Annotated in this window: 17 protein-coding genes and 3 other annotated features; all 17 genes read right to left on the bottom strand. The window is 43.5% G+C overall.

Annotated features, from left to right (window positions below; genetic code table 11):
• A complete protein-coding gene (locus HCJ66_RS09575; RefSeq protein WP_187132920.1) occupies positions 1–597 on the bottom strand; it encodes a phosphoribosylanthranilate isomerase in 597 nt (198 codons plus the stop codon).
• Positions 594–1,358 (bottom strand): indole-3-glycerol phosphate synthase TrpC, encoded by a 765-nt coding sequence (trpC, locus tag HCJ66_RS09570; RefSeq protein WP_187132919.1) that lies wholly within the window; start codon positions 1,356–1,358, stop codon positions 594–596. The genes HCJ66_RS09575 and trpC overlap by 4 nt, the downstream gene beginning before the upstream one ends.
• The gene (gene trpD / locus HCJ66_RS09565; protein WP_187132918.1) at positions 1,355–2,374 is read right to left on the bottom strand and encodes an anthranilate phosphoribosyltransferase; all 1,020 of its coding nucleotides are present in this window, start codon (positions 2,372–2,374) and stop codon (positions 1,355–1,357) included. Before trpD ends, trpC begins: the two co-directional genes overlap by 4 nt.
• Positions 2,346–2,960: an anthranilate synthase component II gene (locus HCJ66_RS09560; RefSeq protein ID WP_187132917.1), complete on the bottom strand. Its 615-nt coding sequence runs from the start codon at positions 2,958–2,960 to the stop codon at positions 2,346–2,348. Before HCJ66_RS09560 ends, trpD begins: the two co-directional genes overlap by 29 nt.
• Positions 2,957–4,324: an anthranilate synthase component I gene (gene trpE / locus HCJ66_RS09555; protein ID WP_187132916.1), complete on the bottom strand. Its 1,368-nt coding sequence runs from the start codon at positions 4,322–4,324 to the stop codon at positions 2,957–2,959. Before trpE ends, HCJ66_RS09560 begins: the two co-directional genes overlap by 4 nt.
• A 67-nt stretch (positions 4,325–4,391) precedes the next feature.
• Positions 4,392–4,634: a binding site (T-box leader), on the bottom strand.
• 217 nt (positions 4,635–4,851) lie between these two features.
• Positions 4,852–5,094: a binding site (T-box leader), on the bottom strand.
• 50 nt (positions 5,095–5,144) lie between these two features.
• On the bottom strand, positions 5,145–6,056 hold the full coding sequence (locus HCJ66_RS09550; RefSeq protein WP_187132915.1) for a nucleotidyl transferase AbiEii/AbiGii toxin family protein: 912 nt from the start codon (positions 6,054–6,056) through the stop codon (positions 5,145–5,147).
• 74 nt (positions 6,057–6,130) lie between these two features.
• Complete coding sequence (locus HCJ66_RS09545) at positions 6,131–6,832, bottom strand: hypothetical protein (RefSeq protein ID WP_187132914.1); 702 nt, start codon at positions 6,830–6,832, stop codon at positions 6,131–6,133.
• A gap of 121 nt (positions 6,833–6,953) precedes the next feature.
• A complete protein-coding gene (locus tag HCJ66_RS09540; RefSeq protein WP_187132913.1) occupies positions 6,954–7,802 on the bottom strand; it encodes a MurR/RpiR family transcriptional regulator in 849 nt (282 codons plus the stop codon).
• 106 nt (positions 7,803–7,908) lie between these two features.
• Entirely contained in the window at positions 7,909–9,375 is a 1,467-nt protein-coding gene (locus HCJ66_RS09535; RefSeq protein ID WP_187132912.1) for a PTS transporter subunit EIIC, read from the bottom strand.
• A gap of 15 nt (positions 9,376–9,390) precedes the next feature.
• Positions 9,391–10,278 (bottom strand): N-acetylmuramic acid 6-phosphate etherase, encoded by an 888-nt coding sequence (gene murQ / locus HCJ66_RS09530; RefSeq protein ID WP_181677517.1) that lies wholly within the window; start codon positions 10,276–10,278, stop codon positions 9,391–9,393.
• 138 nt (positions 10,279–10,416) lie between these two features.
• Positions 10,417–10,926, bottom strand: coding sequence for a transglycosylase SLT domain-containing protein (locus HCJ66_RS09525; RefSeq protein ID WP_187132911.1), 510 nt, complete (start codon positions 10,924–10,926; stop codon positions 10,417–10,419).
• On the bottom strand, positions 10,923–11,066 hold the full coding sequence (locus tag HCJ66_RS09520) for a hypothetical protein (RefSeq protein ID WP_187132910.1): 144 nt from the start codon (positions 11,064–11,066) through the stop codon (positions 10,923–10,925). The genes HCJ66_RS09525 and HCJ66_RS09520 overlap by 4 nt, the downstream gene beginning before the upstream one ends.
• Positions 11,067–11,083: 17 nt before the next feature.
• The gene (locus HCJ66_RS09515; protein WP_187132909.1) at positions 11,084–12,457 is read right to left on the bottom strand and encodes a sensor histidine kinase; all 1,374 of its coding nucleotides are present in this window, start codon (positions 12,455–12,457) and stop codon (positions 11,084–11,086) included.
• Positions 12,450–13,097, bottom strand: coding sequence for a response regulator transcription factor (locus HCJ66_RS09510; protein WP_187132908.1), 648 nt, complete (start codon positions 13,095–13,097; stop codon positions 12,450–12,452). The genes HCJ66_RS09515 and HCJ66_RS09510 overlap by 8 nt, the downstream gene beginning before the upstream one ends.
• Positions 13,098–13,241: 144 nt before the next feature.
• The gene (leuS, locus tag HCJ66_RS09505; protein WP_187132907.1) at positions 13,242–15,656 is read right to left on the bottom strand and encodes a leucine--tRNA ligase; all 2,415 of its coding nucleotides are present in this window, start codon (positions 15,654–15,656) and stop codon (positions 13,242–13,244) included.
• A gap of 60 nt (positions 15,657–15,716) precedes the next feature.
• Positions 15,717–15,922, bottom strand: a binding site (T-box leader).
• Between the two features lie 46 nt (positions 15,923–15,968).
• Complete coding sequence (locus tag HCJ66_RS09500; RefSeq protein ID WP_187132906.1) at positions 15,969–16,601, bottom strand: hypothetical protein; 633 nt, start codon at positions 16,599–16,601, stop codon at positions 15,969–15,971.
• 80 nt (positions 16,602–16,681) lie between these two features.
• On the bottom strand, positions 16,682–18,088 hold the full coding sequence (locus HCJ66_RS09495) for an amino acid permease (RefSeq protein WP_187132905.1): 1,407 nt from the start codon (positions 18,086–18,088) through the stop codon (positions 16,682–16,684).
• Positions 18,089–18,203 lie beyond the last annotated feature (115 nt).

Genomic DNA, 18,203 nt, shown 5'->3' with positions numbered 1-18,203 from the left:
TCAGGACTCCTTCGCTTTTTGGATGAATTTTATTATTTTTTCAGGGTCTTTCGTTCTGTTCGTCTCAACACCCGAGGATACATCGACGGCAAATGGTTGGAACTGCTCGATTGCTGCGACGACATTATCTATATTCAAACCACCCGCGATAATCAACCGTTCCTTTGGCAACTCAGTTTTCATAATTGCCTGCCAATCAAACGTTTCACCAAGCCCTGCAATTGGTGCGTCGAGCAAAATCAAGCTATCTGAAAATGCTGTTACATCCCCATTTATCTGACCATCCTTGACTTGGAAAGCCTTGATTGTTGGATGGTTTATTTCCGCTAAATCCGCCGCCGTTTCCTGTCCATGGCATTGCACAATATCAAGCGGTACCATCGCCGCGATTCTGTTTATTTCCGCAGGACTTTCATTCACAAAAACGCCTACTTTTTTGACCGAATCTGGCATATGCTGCGCTAAAATTCGAGCTTGATCTGGTGTCACTTGGCGCTTACTCGGCGCAAACACGAAACCAATCATATCGGCCCCATTCGCGACCGCAACATCGATATCAGGACGGTATTTCAGTCCGCAAATTTTAACCTGTGTCATACGCGGCTCACCTTCAATGCGCTCGCGGCTTGCTCGACATTTTCTGCCCGCATCAACGCTTCACCGACAAGTACCACACTAAACGCCTTCGCCACGCGTGCCACATCTGCCGGTTCACGGAAGCCACTTTCACTAATATAAAACGTATCCGCGAGTGAAAATTCTCCCGCCACGCGTTCACTCACCGCAATATCCACCACAAAACTATGTAAGTCGCGGTTATTCACGCCAATCAATTTTGCGCCTAGTCGTTCGGCAATCTCTAATTCCGCTTCATTATGCACTTCCACGAGAACCTCTAAATCAAGCGCTGTAGCCTGTTTGTAAAGTGTCGCCAAATCTTCCTCTGACAAAGCCGCTACAATCAATAACACAATCGAGGCCCCCGCATTTTTGGCGCGAATCAATTGTTTTTCGCTAATAATAAAGTCCTTACACAAAACCGGAATGCTCACCGCCTCAGCCACAGCCCGCAAATCTTCTATGTCCCCTTTGAAAAATTGCTGATCTGTCAAAACTGAAATCGCGCCCGCGCCAGCCGCTTCGTAACTTTTCGCCTGGGCAACCGGGTCCACATCAAGATTAATAGCGCCTTTCGACGGAGAAGCTCGTTTTACTTCTGCAATCAGCTGCACCGCCTCTTGATTCGCCTTTAAAAAATCATGAAAATACGGTTTTTGCCTGTCTAATTTCGCTTTTTCAACCGGCATTTCCGCCACTTCCTGCGCTTTTTTTGCTAAAATTTCTTCTAAAAATGTCATCCTACTAATCGCTCCTTTTGACAAGCTAATAATTGTGTTAATTTCGCATAAGCCGCACCACTATCAATCAAATCACGCGCCATCTCGATGCCCGAAACAAGCGTCGTTACTTTTCCATGTGCCAGCAACCCGAGACCAGCGTTCAAAATGACTGTATCGTAGTACGCACTCGGCTCCGCTTTTAAAACCGATAGCAAAATTTCCGCATTCCGTTTCGCATCGCCACCTTGAATCGCCTCCAAATCACGACTTTCTAAGCCAACGTCCTCCGGCAAAAAGCAATGCATTGTCACCTCACCATTCTCAAGGAGCGCGTAATGATTCTCTCCCGCAAGCGACGCCTCATCCATGAAGCCACCGCCGTTTACTACAATCGCGCGCTTCCTGCCTAATTTTCCAAGCACTTGCGCGGTTTGTTCCAACAAATCACGACGGTAAATCCCCATCAATTGCGTCTCCAATTTCACCGGATTTGTCAGCGGTCCAATCAAGTTGAAAATCGTCGGGGTATTCAGCTCCCGCCTCACTTCCATCACATATTTCATATTTGGATGCACGTGCGGCGCGAACAAGAAAGCAATACCAGCATTCTCCAGTAAATATACCATATCCTCCGTGCCAAGCGAAATATCAATGCCCAACTCCTGACAAACGTCCGCACTTCCCGATTTACTCGAAATACTGCGATTCCCATGTTTTGCGACCTTAATGCCAGCTGCCGCCAACACAAAAGCCGAGGTCGTACTCACATTAAAGCTAAGCGATTTATCCCCACCAGTGCCGCAATTATCCATCGTATTTTCAGATGCTATCGGTAACTGTAACGCCACGCCCTGCATCGTTTCCGCAATCGCCTGCATCTCCTCAATCGTTTCTCCTTTAATTTTCAGAGCCATCAAGAAAGCCGCGATTTGCGCCTGACTTAATTCCCCTGCAAAAATCGCCGAAGCAACCGCCTGCATCTCAACTCGCGTCAAATTTTGCTGGTCATATACTTTTTGCAAATACGCTTCCATCTCGCTCACCCTCCTTTTCCACAATCGCTACAAAATTCGCCATCATCCGTTTGCCATCCAGCGTCCCAATCGATTCTGGATGAAACTGCAACCCATAAACCGGAAACCCGCGCAACTGCATCGCCATAATCTCATCGTCATCCAGCGACCGCGCCAAAACTTCCAAAGCCTCCGGAAACGCCTCCTTCTCAACAATCAGTGAATGATACCGCATAATTTCCAGTTCCTCATCTAACCCCGCAAAAATCGCGCTACCAGCCGTTTGTCGCATCATTGAAACCTTCCCGTGCCTAATCTCGCCAGCCCGACTCACCGTTCCACCAAACACCTCGCCAATCGCCTGATGCCCTAAACAAATCCCAAGCATTGGCAACTTATCCGCGAACCGCCGCACGACCTCTTCCAAAAGTCCCGCCTCACTCGGCTTCCCAGGCCCCGGTGACAACACGATTCCCGTCGCACTGGCCGCTAGCTCCATCAAATCCGCCGCATCATTCCGGCAAACCACAACCTCGTCCGCAAATTCCGCCAAATACTGTTCCAAATTATACGTAAACGAATCATAATTATCGACTAATAAAATCATTTTCCAACCTCCAGTAACGCTTTCGCTTTTTGCAGCGTTTCTAAATATTCGCTCTCAGGATCCGAGTCATACACAATCCCTGCACCAGCCTGCACATACGCCGTTCCCTGATGCAACACCATCGTCCGAATCGCCAGCGCAAAATCACAATCCCCTTGATGCGTCAAATACCCAACCGCCCCCGCATAAGGACCACGCTTTACATTTTCCCATTCATAAATCCGTTCCATCGCTCGAATCTTAGGCGCACCACTCACCGTTCCAGCCGGTAGCACCGATTTCAGCGCATCCATCGCCGTCAAGCCTGGTTTCAGCACACCATCCACAACCGACACCAAATGCATCAAAAAGCGATACCGCTCAATTGTCAAGTAAACCGGAACATGCACGCTGCCCGTCACCGCAACTTTTCCAATATCATTACGCCCCAAATCCACCAACATCCGATGTTCCGCGAGCTCCTTTTCATCATGCAAAAGTTCCTCCGCTAAACGCTCATCTTCCTGCTTCGTCCCCCCACGTTTTCGCGTCCCAGCAATTGGATTCGTCACAACCACATCACCCGCCACACTCACCAAACTCTCCGGAGAAGACCCAATCAACGTCGTCTCATCAAAATCAACGAAAAACAAGTACGGCGAAGGATTCAACAATCGCAATTTCCGATAATAATCAAACGCATCACCCGTAAACGGCGCCTCCAAACGCTGCGACAACACAATTTGGAAAAAGTCCCCGTTCCTAATATGCTCCTTCGCCCGCTCGACCTGCGTCATATACTCCGCTTTCGTCACATTACTCGTATATTCCATCGGCGTCACCACAACATTCCGCATCTCGCGTTCCCCCGCCGTCACCAACTGCTCCTGCATCCGATCAAGCGCCTCCCGCATCTCACTCTCCGTCCGATTCGAGTAACAATTATCCTGCACCAGCGTCATTTCCTCCGCCTGATGATCCATAATCAAAAACGACTCATATACCATAAAATGAATATCCGCTAATCCCGCGCGCGTTTCCCGTGGCATCTCGCCCAAATCCTCATAAAGCGCAATCGTATCATAGCCAACATAACCAATTGCGCCAGCCTCAAAAGGAAGCGAATCCGCATGTTTTGGCGCCGTCCTAATCACCTTATCAAGCTCCGCCAGCGGATCAAGCACCGTTCTCTCCACCCCATCCAACACAAATCGCTGTCCATAAACCTTTATCTCATGCACCGGATCCATCGCAATGATTGAATACCGTCCCGCATCCGCATCTCGCGCCGCGCCCTCAAGTAACGCCTTATTTTTCCCATCCAAACGCTCATAAGCCAAAATCGCCGTAATCGTATCCGCATGTAATTTCCTCGTTAATTTCATCTCTCATTCCTCCAATTCTAAAATACAAAAAAGCCCTCTAAAGAACACAGCCAAATCACTGCTTTCTTTAGAGGGCGAATAATCAAATACCGCGGTACCACCTCATATTGGAATCATAAAAAATTCCATCTCATTCGAGTACGAATCACATACTCTATCTCAATAACGGGAGAACCCGGCAGCTCCTACTTTTTCGTTCAAAGCCGCACGCGCAAGGACCACTTCAGCAAACTAACCTTATCAGTTCACACCAACCACTGACTCTCTGGAAAAATTATGTTTGCTTACTCTTCTTGCTTTATGTTTTGATTTTATTTATTTTTAAGTTTTATAGCTCTCATATATATTGAGGTTCTTTGGTTTTCTGCTACTGATTCGCTTACTGATTGTTCTCAGTTTACGTGTAAAAACCGCTGATGGATTACATGCTCACTGCGTTCTCATGCATATTGAGGCTGTAATTCAGCACACTACGCTTCATAACAGCCACAACAAAAAGGGCCTCCCTCCTTATCTAATAAACATTAGATAAGGACGGGAGACCCGTGGTACCACCTTAATTAATCGAAAAAACGATTCACTCAATCCCATAATAACATGGGGTGCCTTGTGTAACGATAAGGCCTAATCGCTAACTCCTACTGAGGAAAAATCCCGTTCAGCTTAGTTGCTCCGAAGTCCATTCACATCATCTCTGCTACTGATTCACACCAACCATCAGCTCTCTTGAAACATCCATCATGTTACTTACTCTTCATCCACGCATTCATTTACTATAACATTCATACTAGCCGATATTCTTGCTAAAGTCAAGTATTTTTTACAATGTATTCTCCATGAACCACTTGTGAATATGACCACATTTTTCGAGAATATATTCGAATGTCCTTCTGTCATCATCCAGGAAAATATACACATTCTGCATCCTATTATATCCTTTTTCAATCTCCCTGTCGCTTCCCAAACAATTCCAATAATCAAATTTACAAATAGCCTTACCCAAAGTCTTAGCCTCATGCCTCAAGTCCTGCTCTATCCTCTTTTGCTCCACGATAAAACGTAATTCAGTCCCTGATTCCAATAATAATTTTTGAATGGAAGCCAACTCAAATAATATAATTAAGTCATATAAATGCTTCCCCATTTCAATAAACCTTCCTGCCCCTGCAGACCCTAAATAATAATCCTCTACAGCGAATAGTTTATCAACAAATATCCGTTCCACCTTCATCACATTCATTTGAAATGGCTTCATATTATATTCCACATTCAAAATTTGCTTAATCGAATCTGACGCTAATGTTAGTATAATTGGTTCCATCAAATACGCAGAATAGGGCTCAAATGTCGTAAAAGCTGTCGTCTCAACCTTAACTGTCCCAACTCTTCCCAACGAATCTCTCTTCGAAAAGCCCGTCTCAAACAAAGTATCGTACTCATAAACCGATGTCCTCGAACCACTTCCTGAGACACTTTGCGGATGTGCCGTGTTTATGCCCAATTGTGTGTAACACGAAGTCACCTTTTTCAACGCATTACCTTTACTCGTTTTAGAAATAAATTTTTCATTATTAAATGTTAAATCGATGTCCTCTGAAAAACGATTAATCCTCTTTAAACACTTATATAATGCCGTCCCACCTTTAAAATATACGTCATACTCTCGTTGTACAACAGCTATTTCTTGCAACATTAAACATACATAATAATCTTTCTCTAAAATCTCTGGCAATATATCATGCTCATTAAAAATAGATTCTAGTAAATCCCTAAATACATGTCGATCGTGATGCAGAGTACAGTACATTAACCAATCAGCTCCCTGTCTAGAACAGCCTCCGCTAGTTCATCCAGTATGTGCATTACTTTTTGATTATAGTATTTTTTTGCATAGCCAAGTAGTTTGAACCCATCGATCCGCTCTCGTTCCATATAATCGTAGAGCGATACGTAAAAAGAGGCATCCAACACGTGATACTGCTCAATATCTCTTAACGTATCCAACAACTGGAAATAACGGTAATTATACTTAGAAATTGGCACTTTAGGTTTTTTAATGATTGGTGGGTTACTGAATTTATGGATTGGTTTCTTCACGTTATAATTATTTGTCACGATTTCCTGCCGATTCGTCATGTTATTAGAAAAACCATTGGCGTTAAGAAAAGCAGCCCCCGCAACGTATCCAATCACTTCATCCTCTTGCTCATTGACAATATACGCCTTCTTAATAAGCTTCTCTTTATCGATAGCGCTTCGTCCAAACTTAGTCTCTTTACTACGAAAATAAATACCATCATCATACTTAGAAATAACGCCTCTTTTTTCCAATCTACGCAAATATTCATTCACTATTCTTGTAAAACTATTATTACTTGCTACTTCAAAATGTTCATTTACTTGCTGCTTAATCTCCTTCGTGAAAATCGGCTCCCCAACCTGATATTCCAAGGCTATTTCTTCAATTTCTCCAATTAATACTTTCTTCGCACCCAAGTCGTCCCCCATTACTATCACCTTCTCCATTAAGTTTCCTTTATTATATCAAATATTACCGATTTTAGCAAAGAAGGCAACAAAAAAAGATAAGCCGTTTTGACCTATCTTTTCAAATTATGTAGCAAACAAATCAAGATTCCCTAAAACGATTCGTCGCTTCCCTTGATGTCCTTATCTGCTCAATCATTTCTTCATAATGATGCGAAGCGTAGAAGTAGAATAAGATATCAATCACTAAAAACTGCGCTTGCCTTGAACTCGTTGCCGCACTCCTTAGCTCGGTTTCTGGCGCACGTGACGTTTCCAATGCAACTGACGCTCGTTGTTTCAATTTATTCTGTCCAAAACGGGTTAAACTGAGTAGTTCTAAACCATTGTTCAATGCCTCTTCAGCCAACTGCAACACTTCACTCGTTTCTCCACTATTTGAAATCGCAAAGAAAACCGCATTTTTAGAGCCCGCCGCAAAAGCCATGGCTAAAATATGGGGATCTGCAATCGCAATCGCATGTTTCCCAGCACGCATCCATTTTTGTGCAATATCCTCGGCAATTAACCATGAAGCGCCAACACCATATGCGTAGATCGTATCCGCCTTGTAGAGAATCTCGCACGCATCCATAATTTTTTCTTTCTCTAACTGCCCAACTGTGTCATTCAATGTTTGCACGGTGTTCGAAACAAGCTTTCTCGTAATCTCTTCAAACTCCTCATTTGGCTCAATATCATAGTAACCTATCTTTTCAGGCCGAGCTAGCTCAACCGATAGCTTCATTTTTAGCTCTGGAAAACCTTCTAATCCCATTGAATGACAAAACCGAATCACCGCAGCGCCGCTCGCACCAGAACTTTCAGCCAGTTCATGAATCGACATTTTTACGATTTTACTTGGATCGGCTAATATCGCGCAACCTACTTTTGCCTCTGATTTCGGCAATTCATCTACAATACCTTGAATTCGATTAATCACACTTCCCATTATATTTGTTGCCACCTCCTTTGAATAAATGCCATGCCTAATTATAACATGCCGAATGACTATACAACAAAAAAAGTGAGACGGATTCGCCCCACTTTCTTCGCTTCTACTCTTCTACAGCTTCCATCGCATCTTTTGGCACGCCCCACAGATACGTGAGGATGAAGCCACCGATATATGCTGCTAGTAAACCAAGAACATATTCGAACCATGAGTTATTAGCGATAAGTGGAATAAGTGCTACGCCAGATGGGCCAATTGCAATCGCTCCAACATTACCGAAGAAACCAATAACAGCTCCACCGATACCGCCGCCAAGACAAGCCGTAATAAACGGACGTCCCAGTGGAATGGTAACACCGTAGATTAATGGTTCGCCGATGCCGAGAATCCCGACTGGTAAACCGCCTTTAATCATGGTAACTAAAGGTTTATTTTTGCGACAACGCATCCAAATCGCGATTGATGCACCAACTTGTCCAGCACCCGCCATTGCAAGCATCGGTAGCAAGATTGTATATCCTTGTTGTGCAATCATTTCCACATGGATTGGCGTTAATACTTGGTGTAACCCGAGCATTACCATTGGCAAGAATAGCGTCCCCAGAACGAATCCAGCGAATAATCCACCTTTTGCGATAATCCAGTTGATGCTTCCTACTAGGCTTGTTGAAATAACGCCTGCAAACGGCATAATGATGAAAATCGTGAACAAACCAATGATGAGTAACGCTAACATCGGTGTTAAAATGATGTCCAGCGAATTCGGAATCCATTTACGTAAAAATTTCTCAAGAACACAAAGTAAGTATACAGCTAGAAGTACACCGATAATACCACCTTGTCCTGCGACCATGTCACTACCGTTGAAAATATTTTTAATCGGTAATTCTGGCGTCACGCCTATTAGTAATGTTATACCACCAACAGCACCACCAAGTACTGGTGTTCCACCAAATTCTTGCGCTGTATTAATACCTACATAAATCACTAGAAAATAGAAAATACCATTTTTAATAACATTTAACAGTGTAACATATTGCATCCATGTTGCAGCATCTAGATTCCCAGCTTGAATATTATTGAATAGAATCGCCGCGATACCAGCAATTAAACCGGCACCCACAAAACCTGGAATTAGAGGAACAAAAATGTTTGCAACGGATTTCAATAAACGCTTAAATCCAGATGAATTATTTTGTTTCTTTTTCATATCTGCTTTCGTCGCAGCTGCTCTTTCTTCCACCAATTCTTTACCAGTTTTCGCAGTCGAACTTTGTGTCAAATTCTCATCCAAGTTATCTGGTAATGTTTCACCTAATTTCACGCCTGCCATATCACACATCGCGCCTGCTACTTTGTTTACAAATCCTGGTCCAACAATGATTTGGAGCGTATCATCTTCTACAACTCCAAGTACGCCTGGTGCTTTTTTCAAGCCTTCCACGTCGACCTTATCTGTATCTTTAATTCCTAATCGTACACGTGTCATACAATGCGCGATTTTAGAAACGTTTCCCATACCGCCAACTTCTTCAAAAATCTTTTGGCCTAAATCTTGCTCTTTACTCATGTTTCGTACCTCCTCTTAGTCTAAAGTGCGTCTGATAAAACCATCCGCTGATGCTAATTTTTCCGTGGCTGTCGCAAGGTCTGTGTTCGTTAGAATCATGACAATGGCTGGTTTCACATGCTGTCCTGCTAATTCAAAATGCTTTTCTGCTGTCGCGTAATCACATTCTGTCGCTTCCATGATGATACGTTTCGAACGTTCTACTAATTTTTCGTTCGTTGGCATCACGTCGACCATCAAGTTCTTATATACTTTCCCTATTCCAATCATTGAAATCGTCGAAATCATATTTAAAACTAATTTTTGCGCTGTGCCGGCTTTCAAACGTGTCGATCCTGTCAAAATTTCAGGTCCGCAATCTACTTCGATCGCTGTATCCGCGTGTTTTGAAATCGCTGCGTTCGTGTTACAAGACAAAGCTCCTGTTTTCGCGCCAACTTCTTTTGCATAATCAAGCGCACCAATCACGTAAGGCGTACGGCCACTTGCCGCGATTCCTAACACGTAATCATTCGCTGTCAAAGCAATACTTTCTAAATCTTCTTTACCAAAAGCGACCGAATCCTCAGCACCTTCTACCGCTTGTAAAAACGCTTTCTCGCCACCGGCAATTAAACCAACGACCATTGTAGCGGGAACTCCAAACGTTGGCACACATTCCGCGGCGTCTAAAACACCAAGACGTCCACTCGTTCCTGCACCAAGATAAATCAAGCGTCCACCTTTTTTAAAACTCTCTATTACACCAGTGATAACGGTTTCAATTGAAGCGAGATTCGCCGCAATAGCAACCGGTACTTTCGCATCTTCTTCATTCATAATCTGTAATGCTTCTTTTACAGTTAGGGTATCTAAAGATGTTGTCTTTTCATTTCGTTTTTCCGTTGATAAATTCTCTAACATAAAAACACCTCTTTCATACGTTTATTGTAACTCATTCGGAATTATATTTCAATAACTATTTTAAAATAATGAAATAAAGTTTCAAATTTGTAAAAATAAAAAAGCAACTTAACCTTTGCGCTAAGCCACTTTTCAACTTTATTCTGCTGTTGTTAATTCTTTTACTTTAATGTGTTTCTTGAAATTTTTCGCTAGTTTTTTATTATAATTCGTATTTTGATCCGTCCAATCGGTTCCGCGTTGGGTCGGCCAGCCGGATGTATTGGCAATATAAGTAAGCATCGCAATGCCTTCCAAACCTTTCACCTGCGCACGGTCGTAAGCGCGCGTCATGTTCGTAATTGCGATTTCAATATTTTCTTCGGGTTTCAATAGTTCCTCTTCGGTCATTTCTTCTGGCGCTAAACCACCGCGATGCAACTGAAATAAGCCATAAGAAGTTCCTGAATCGCCAATCGTTTCTGGGTCAAATCCGCTTTCTGTTTCGGCAATCGAGAGTGGAATCCAGGCTGGTATATCGTGTTTTTTCGCCGTTTCTGTAATCATGTCCTTCATTGCCGCGCGCTGTTGGTACTGATCATAGAAGTGAAACACGAGTGAGCCTGCTGCTAGTACGCCTAATATAAAAATAAATGTTTCTCTTTTCATAGCCTTAACCTCTCAATGGTTTGTATTTTCGTAGACCCTTGCGCTGCTATCGCCTCATGCGGTTGCCAAATTTGCAAAATCAGTAAGATCGCGATGAGAAAGACAAGCACGACACTCACGATGATATTTTTTATTTTCATACTTGCTTTCCCCTCCCTTACTCGACCTTATCAAAAATCAGATAAAACGTAATCCAGCCATCTTCCAATTTCGCACCATATTCAAATTCATGCTGTTCCATGACCGTTTGCACAATGGCGAGCCCAAGCCCAGTTCCCGAAAAGTTCTTATTTCGCGAAGCTTCTCTCACATAAAACGGCATCCAAATATGCTCTAATGTTTGCGAATCGCGGATCGTTGTTTCATTTTTAATGGCGAAGTAAACTTTATTATTCTGCTCGGTCCACTCGATTTTAATTTGATTCGTTGTTGCGTATTTCACCGCGTTTGTGATGACATTATTAAACACCATCTCTAGTTTTGCCTTATCCGCCAAAATAACGATTTCTGGACTGATTTCCGATTTTGTCCGAATATCTAGATCTGTCGTTTCTTGATAATTTGCAAGGATTTCCTCAAAAAGCATCCGAACTTCGATTTTTTCTAGGTGCAGTGGATCTACTTCCATTTTGGAAAAACGCAATAATTCTTCGATAATCACCGAGATTTGATTGGTCTGTTTCACGATTGTCGCCATGTAAGTCCCGTCGTCCAAGCCATCCTGAATCCCCATGCTGTAGGCTTTAATCAGTGCAAGTGGTGTCTTCAATTCATGGGTTAAGTCCGCCATAAAATGCTTTAACTCTTTATTCCGTCGAAGCAACGCATGATGCGCTTTCTTCAAATCATCACTCATCACATTAATACTCGTCGCCAAATCTTCCAATTCATCGCGTGTTTCAATGCTCACCTTCTCAAACTCCAATTTCGAAATCTGATCAGCAACCATTTTTAATTCCTTCAGCGGTTTCGTAATTTTTCGAGATAAAAAGCCAGTAAGCGCAACGACTAAGATAGAGCCGAACAGCATCAACATCAAGTTAAATTCATTGATGATTTTTGCGGTTTCATCGTAATTGGCAATCGAAATCCCCGCCATGATAAGCAATCCATCCTTCTCGTTTAAACTCACTAAAAAACTCGATTTTTGCTTGCCTTGGTCGTATAATTTCGTAATAATCGCGCCTTTTTTTAAATCCTCTACCGTCTCACCTGTCACCCAAAAACGGTTTAGCGCAATGCGTTTCTGCGCCAAGTCTAGCCGCAACATTTCATTGAGGTCGTCCACATTATTGCTCATTTTCTCAGCTACAATTGTCACGTCATACTTCGCTTCCAATATGCCAAGGTCATTCTCAATCCGCTTCTTATCCCACTTGTCGACCTCTTTCATCGCCTGCGTCACTTTTTGATTCATCTCAAAATGATAGTATTTGGGTAGAAAAAATTGATTTACGAGCATCGATAGCGCAAAAACACCGATAACCACTGCCGAAATGCGCCACGTCAGCTTACGGCCGAGTTTACTCATTATCGACCTCGATACTATAGCCCATCCCGCGATGCGTCTTAATCAGCCCGTCACCAACTTTTTCGCGAAGCCGCCTAATATGCGTGTCTACTGTGCGCTCTTCGCCTTCGTAATCAATCCCCCAAACAATATCCAGCAGCTGATTTCGATTCAGAATCGCACCTTTATTTTGATATAACACGCGCATTAATTCGTATTCTGTTTTCGTGGCATTAATATCCATACCTTGTTTAAATAATTTCTTGGCATATGTATCAATCGTAATATCCGCCACTTCGAAACAGTTCTGAAAACCCGTCAAATTCTTCGCGCGAACCAACAACGCTTTCGGGAAAAATGGCTTCTTAACGTAGTCATCCGCTCCAGTTTCGAGCGCATAACATTCATCCTCGCCCTCACTTTTCGCCGTCAACATCATCACTTTCACAGAGCCCGACGCCTTCATTTCTTTGCAAACTTCCACACCATTTACGCCCGGCATCATCCAATCCAACACCGCTAAATCCAATTTCTCACGATAATATATTTCTAAAGCCTCTTCTCCATTTTCCGCTTGAAAAACAGTAAAGCCCTCTTTTTCAAAATAAGCACATAAAATTTTCAACATATCTTTTTGATCATCTGCAATTAATACGTTCATTCTTCATCATCCTAGTGGTTCATTTTTTCCATCATACCATAGATTTATGACACGAATTTGACAAAAAGCAAACCTTTAAAAATTCTTTAGAAACAAAATAGTCCACCTAACCATGTATAGAGTTAGATGGACTGGTTATTAAGTTTAATTAGCTACAATGTTTACCAATTTACCAGGGACAGCGATGACTTTACGGACTGTTTTGCCCGCTATTTCTTCGGTGATTTTATCATTGCTTCGAGCGATTTGTTCTAGCTCATCTCGGGCTAAATCTTTCGCTACTGTGACTTTTGCTCTCACTTTACCATTCACTTGTAGCACGATTTCGACTTCATCTTCCACCAATTTAGAAGCATCAAATGTTGGCCATGACTCATACGTAATCGTTTCGGTATGACCAAGACGATTCCATAGTTCTTCTGCCAAATGTGGTGCGATTGGCGAAAGGAGTTGAACGAAACCTTCTGCATAGTTTTTCGGAACGGTCGTTGCTTTATATGCATCGTTTATAAAAATCATCAACTGTGAAATACCTGTATTGAAGCGCAGGTTTTCGTAGTGTTCGGATACCATTTTCACCATTTGGTGGTACGATTTCTCAAGGTCAACATTGGCTTCTGTCGTAATTTTAGCGTTGATTTCGCCTGTTTCTTCCTCGATGAACAAGCGCCAAACGCGATCTAGGAATTTGCGTGCTCCTTCTAGGCCATTTGCGTTCCATGGAATCGATGCTTCAAGTGGTCCCATGAACATTTCGTAGAGGCGTAGCGTGTCCGCGCCGTATTGTTCAACCACGTCATCTGGATTGACAACATTGCCGCGAGATTTACTCATTTTCTCGTTATTATCGCCCAAAATCATGCCTTGGTTAAACAGTTTTTGGAACGGTTCTTTCGTTGGTACAACACCGATATCGTATAGGAATTTGTGCCAGAATCGCGCGTATAGCAAGTGCAATACCGCATGCTCGGCGCCACCGATATACACGTCGACCGGAAGCCATTTTTCAAGCTTTTCTTTATCTGCCAAAACGTCCTTGTTTTCCGGATCGATATAGCGCAAGAAGTACCAGCTAGAGCCAGCCCACTGCGGCATTGTATTCGTTTCGCGAACTCCTTTACGACCATTTGCATCGACCACATTTACCCAGTCAGTCAAGTTTGCAAGTGGTGATTCGCCTGTTCCAGATGGCTTGATTTCGGTTGCTTTTGGAAGGAGTAGTGGCAATTCTTGTTCTGGAATCGTTGTTGTTTCGCCATCTTCCCAATGAATGACAGGAATCGGCTCGCCCCAATAACGTTGACGGCTGAACAACCAATCGCGCAAACGGAAACTAATTTTACGCGTACCAGCTTTATTTTCTTCTAGCCAGTCAATGATTTTGGCAATCGCATCGTCTTTATTCAGACCGTTGAGAAATTCTGAATTAATGTGGTCCCCATCGCCCGTATAAGCCTCTTCTTCGACATTTCCGCCAGCCAGAACCGCTTTAATGTCCAAATGGAATTGTGTCGCGAACGCATAATCACGCTCATCGTGTGCCGGAACCGCCATAATTGCACCAGTTCCGTACTGAATTAGGACATAATCGGCAATCCAAATCGGCATCTCTTCGCCGTTCACCGGATTAATCGCGTAAGCTCCCGTGAAAACGCCAGTCTTATCTTTCGCAAGATCGGTACGCTCCAACTCACTTTTAAGCTCCACTTGTTTCTGATACGCCGTCACCGCTTCTTTTTGATCCGCTGTTACAATCTTATCCACCAAATCATGCTCTGGCGCTAGAACCGCATACGTTGCCCCAAAAAGTGTATCTGGACGCGTCGTAAATACAGTGAAATTCGCGTCGTTGTCTTTCACTTGAAACGCAACCTCCGCACCTTCTGATCGCCCAATCCAGTTACGCTGCATATCTTTAATATTCTCTGGCCAATCCACCAAATCCAAATCATCTAGCAAACGATCCGCGTACGCCGTAATTTTTAGCATCCATTGACGCATCGGTTTACGAAAAACAGGATGCCCGCCGCGCTCACTTTTGCCATCGATAACTTCTTCATTCGCAAGCACCGTACCAAGCGCTGGACACCAGTTCACCGCAACCTCAGCCTCATAAGCGAGCCCTTTTTCGTATAGTTTCGTGAAAATCCATTGCGTCCATTTATAATAATTCGGGTCGGTCGTGTTAATTTCGCGATCCCAGTCATAAGAGAAGCCTAGCGACTTGATTTGGCGCGTGAAATTCTCGATATTATGCGCTGTAAATGCAGCAGGGTCGTTCCCCGTATCAATCGCGTACTGCTCAGCTGGCAGTCCAAACGCATCCCAACCAATCGGATGAAGCACGTTAAACCCTTGCATGCGCTTCATTCGTGAAATAATATCCGTCGCCGTATAACCTTCTGGATGTCCAACGTGGAGTCCTGAGCCTGATGGATAAGGAAACATATCGAGTGCATAAAAATTCGACTTATCCGCGTCCTCCGTCGTTTTGAAAATCTTCTCGTCTTCCCATCTCTTCTGCCATTTCGGCTCCATCTCTTTGTGATTAAATGTCATAATCCATAACTCCCTTTCTATACTTGCTGCAAAACAAAAAAATCCCACAGCAAAAAAATGCCATGGGACGAGAGTAAAAACCCCCGCGGTACCACCCAAATTAGTGTCTCCACTCAACTCAAGAATTCCTTAACGCGGAAAAGGACGGCGGTTTTCACCACATCTATGCGTGCCGAGGCAAGTTCGTACATCTTCGCGTGTGACTCGCACCAACCGTCACCTCTCTAAACGCCAAGAACTTGTACTACTACTCCTCTTTCTTGTTTCATCAATAGTTCTATTGTAACGTATCCGCCACGCTTTGACAACCCTCTAAATCGGCGCCTTATCAAGCGCGGTCAACCAAATCATCTCGACTTTATTATCCCAGAACCCAAAGCGCAATTCGATATTATTATCCTTATCTTCATACACGAGCTCCTGCTCATAGCGATCGGACTTCGTTAAATTACGATACGCCGAACCATACGTACTAGTCACTTTATCAACAGAATCACCAAACTTGATGCCACGGCTCGTTGTTAATTTATCGCTTCCATATTCGATATGTATCACGCGATTTTTGTCAGCGTCCTCGATAGATACCCAGTATGTGGCCTTTTCTTTATTCTTTGGAACGAGTACTTTTATCTCTTTTTGGAGACTTTTATCCGTGACTTCCTTCGATTTAAAATCTGTTTTCTGTGTTTCGGTTGCCAGTACTTGATCGATTTTAATCCCATTTACTGACTCCGAAGAAAGATCGGTCGAAGCAACCTGTTTGTGAATTTCATGATACGGACTGCCCGTCACGAAAAACGTTTGCCTGAAAAAAATCGCCACCATCGCCACCAGTAGAACAAGCGCTGCGAAACCAACCCAATGTTTTCGAATATTTACTTTCCCATAAAAAGCTGTGATGACCATCAAACAAATAATCGCCAGCACAAGGTATACAATTATCATTTCCCCACTTCTTTCGCGTTTCCAAAGTAACCTAAAGATGTCTTAAAAATAGCATAAAAACGCGGATAAAGCAACGATTGTCATTTCGCTAACGGCTTGTATTTCATCAACGGATATAATAGGAATCCTAGGAAGAATAGGCCTAGACTAAGAGCGAACACGCGCCAGTCCTCTGTTCCACTTTTGATAATCCAACTAGCGTACGTTAGTGCAAGAGCTGCGATAAAGCCATCAAACCAACGTTTCCCTATTGAATTCGTCTCATATGTCGCACCTGTTAGCGTCAATTTCAGTTGGAATAGTGGTGAGATGAAATATTGGACGAGAAACGCCAGCGTCGAGACTTTGACCACGAAATCGTAGGCTGTTGCGATGTTGCCAGAAAGCGTTGATAGGATGAATAATTGGGACGCACAACATGTCAAAATGAGAACAAGGACTGGCGTACCATTTTTATTCGTTTTCGCTAGGAATGGGAGGAAAAGTCCATTTTTCGCGGCTTGGTACGGCGCTTCGGAACTCATCATAATCCAACCAATCGCTGAGCCAAATAAGCAGACAAGTGCGAGCAATGCCATAACTGCCGAGCCACCGCTACCCGTGACAACGTTTAGCGCATCGGCTAACGGACTTGCGGAATGTAATAGCTTGGATTTAGGAATGAGCCCGAGTGCCAGAATCGTGATTGTCGTGTAGAGACAAACCGAGATGACCAGCCCAGAAATAGTCGCAGCACGAACTGTTTTACCGGATTTCGCGCGTCCCGCAAACATCATTGCCGACTCAATTCCGATGAACGCCCATAATGTAACGATTGCCGCACTGTTGACTTGTGATAGCAAGCCGTTTTCTAGTCCGCTCGTGTCGACAACCGGATGATACCACTCGCCCATTACAGAGGATTGGAAAGCGAATAAACCGACGACAATGAATAGGAAGAAGCCGATAATTTTCGCTGCTGTTGCGATTAAATTAATTCGTCCCGCCCCGCTTACTCCTTGAATGATGATCAGGCAAACGCCCCACAAAAGTAGCGAACAAATAAGAAACGTCAATAATTGGCCGAGTCCTAACTGATAAGATCCCATGGTAAACACGATTTTTTTACTATTAAGTACTGGAAAAAAGACGGATAAGTAACCTGCAAAAGAGGTGATAATGGACACGTTTCCTGCCCAGTTAGCGACCCAGTAACTCCAGACGGCGATGAATCCTGCCAGCCGTTTTAATTTTGGATTGCGGAACAATTCGAACGCATGGCTTTGCGCACCACTTGTTAAGTCTGGTCGTCGCACAGCCAAATTTCCGAATACGAGCGCGATCATTAACACACCGGTTCCTGTTAAAATCCATGCCAGCATAATGCCGAGTGGACTTGCTACGGCCGCCATTTGTCGCGGCAACATGAAGATTCCTGATCCAATCATGTTTCCTACTACTAAAGATGTCAATACGAGATAACCCATTTTTTTGTTTGTTTTGTTCATTTTCTCTGCCCCCAAGTCGTTTTAGTACATTACCAAGTTAAAGTATTTTTATATCATAGCACAATGATAACTCCTCCGCAACCCTGAAAAATATGATAAAATAACAAGGATGATT

The sequence above is a fragment of the Paenilisteria portnoyi genome (assembly GCF_014322795.1).
In the GTDB taxonomy this organism is placed as follows: Bacteria; Bacillota; Bacilli; order Lactobacillales; family Listeriaceae; genus Listeria_A; species Listeria_A portnoyi.
This window is presented reverse-complemented; position numbering and strand designations above follow the sequence as displayed.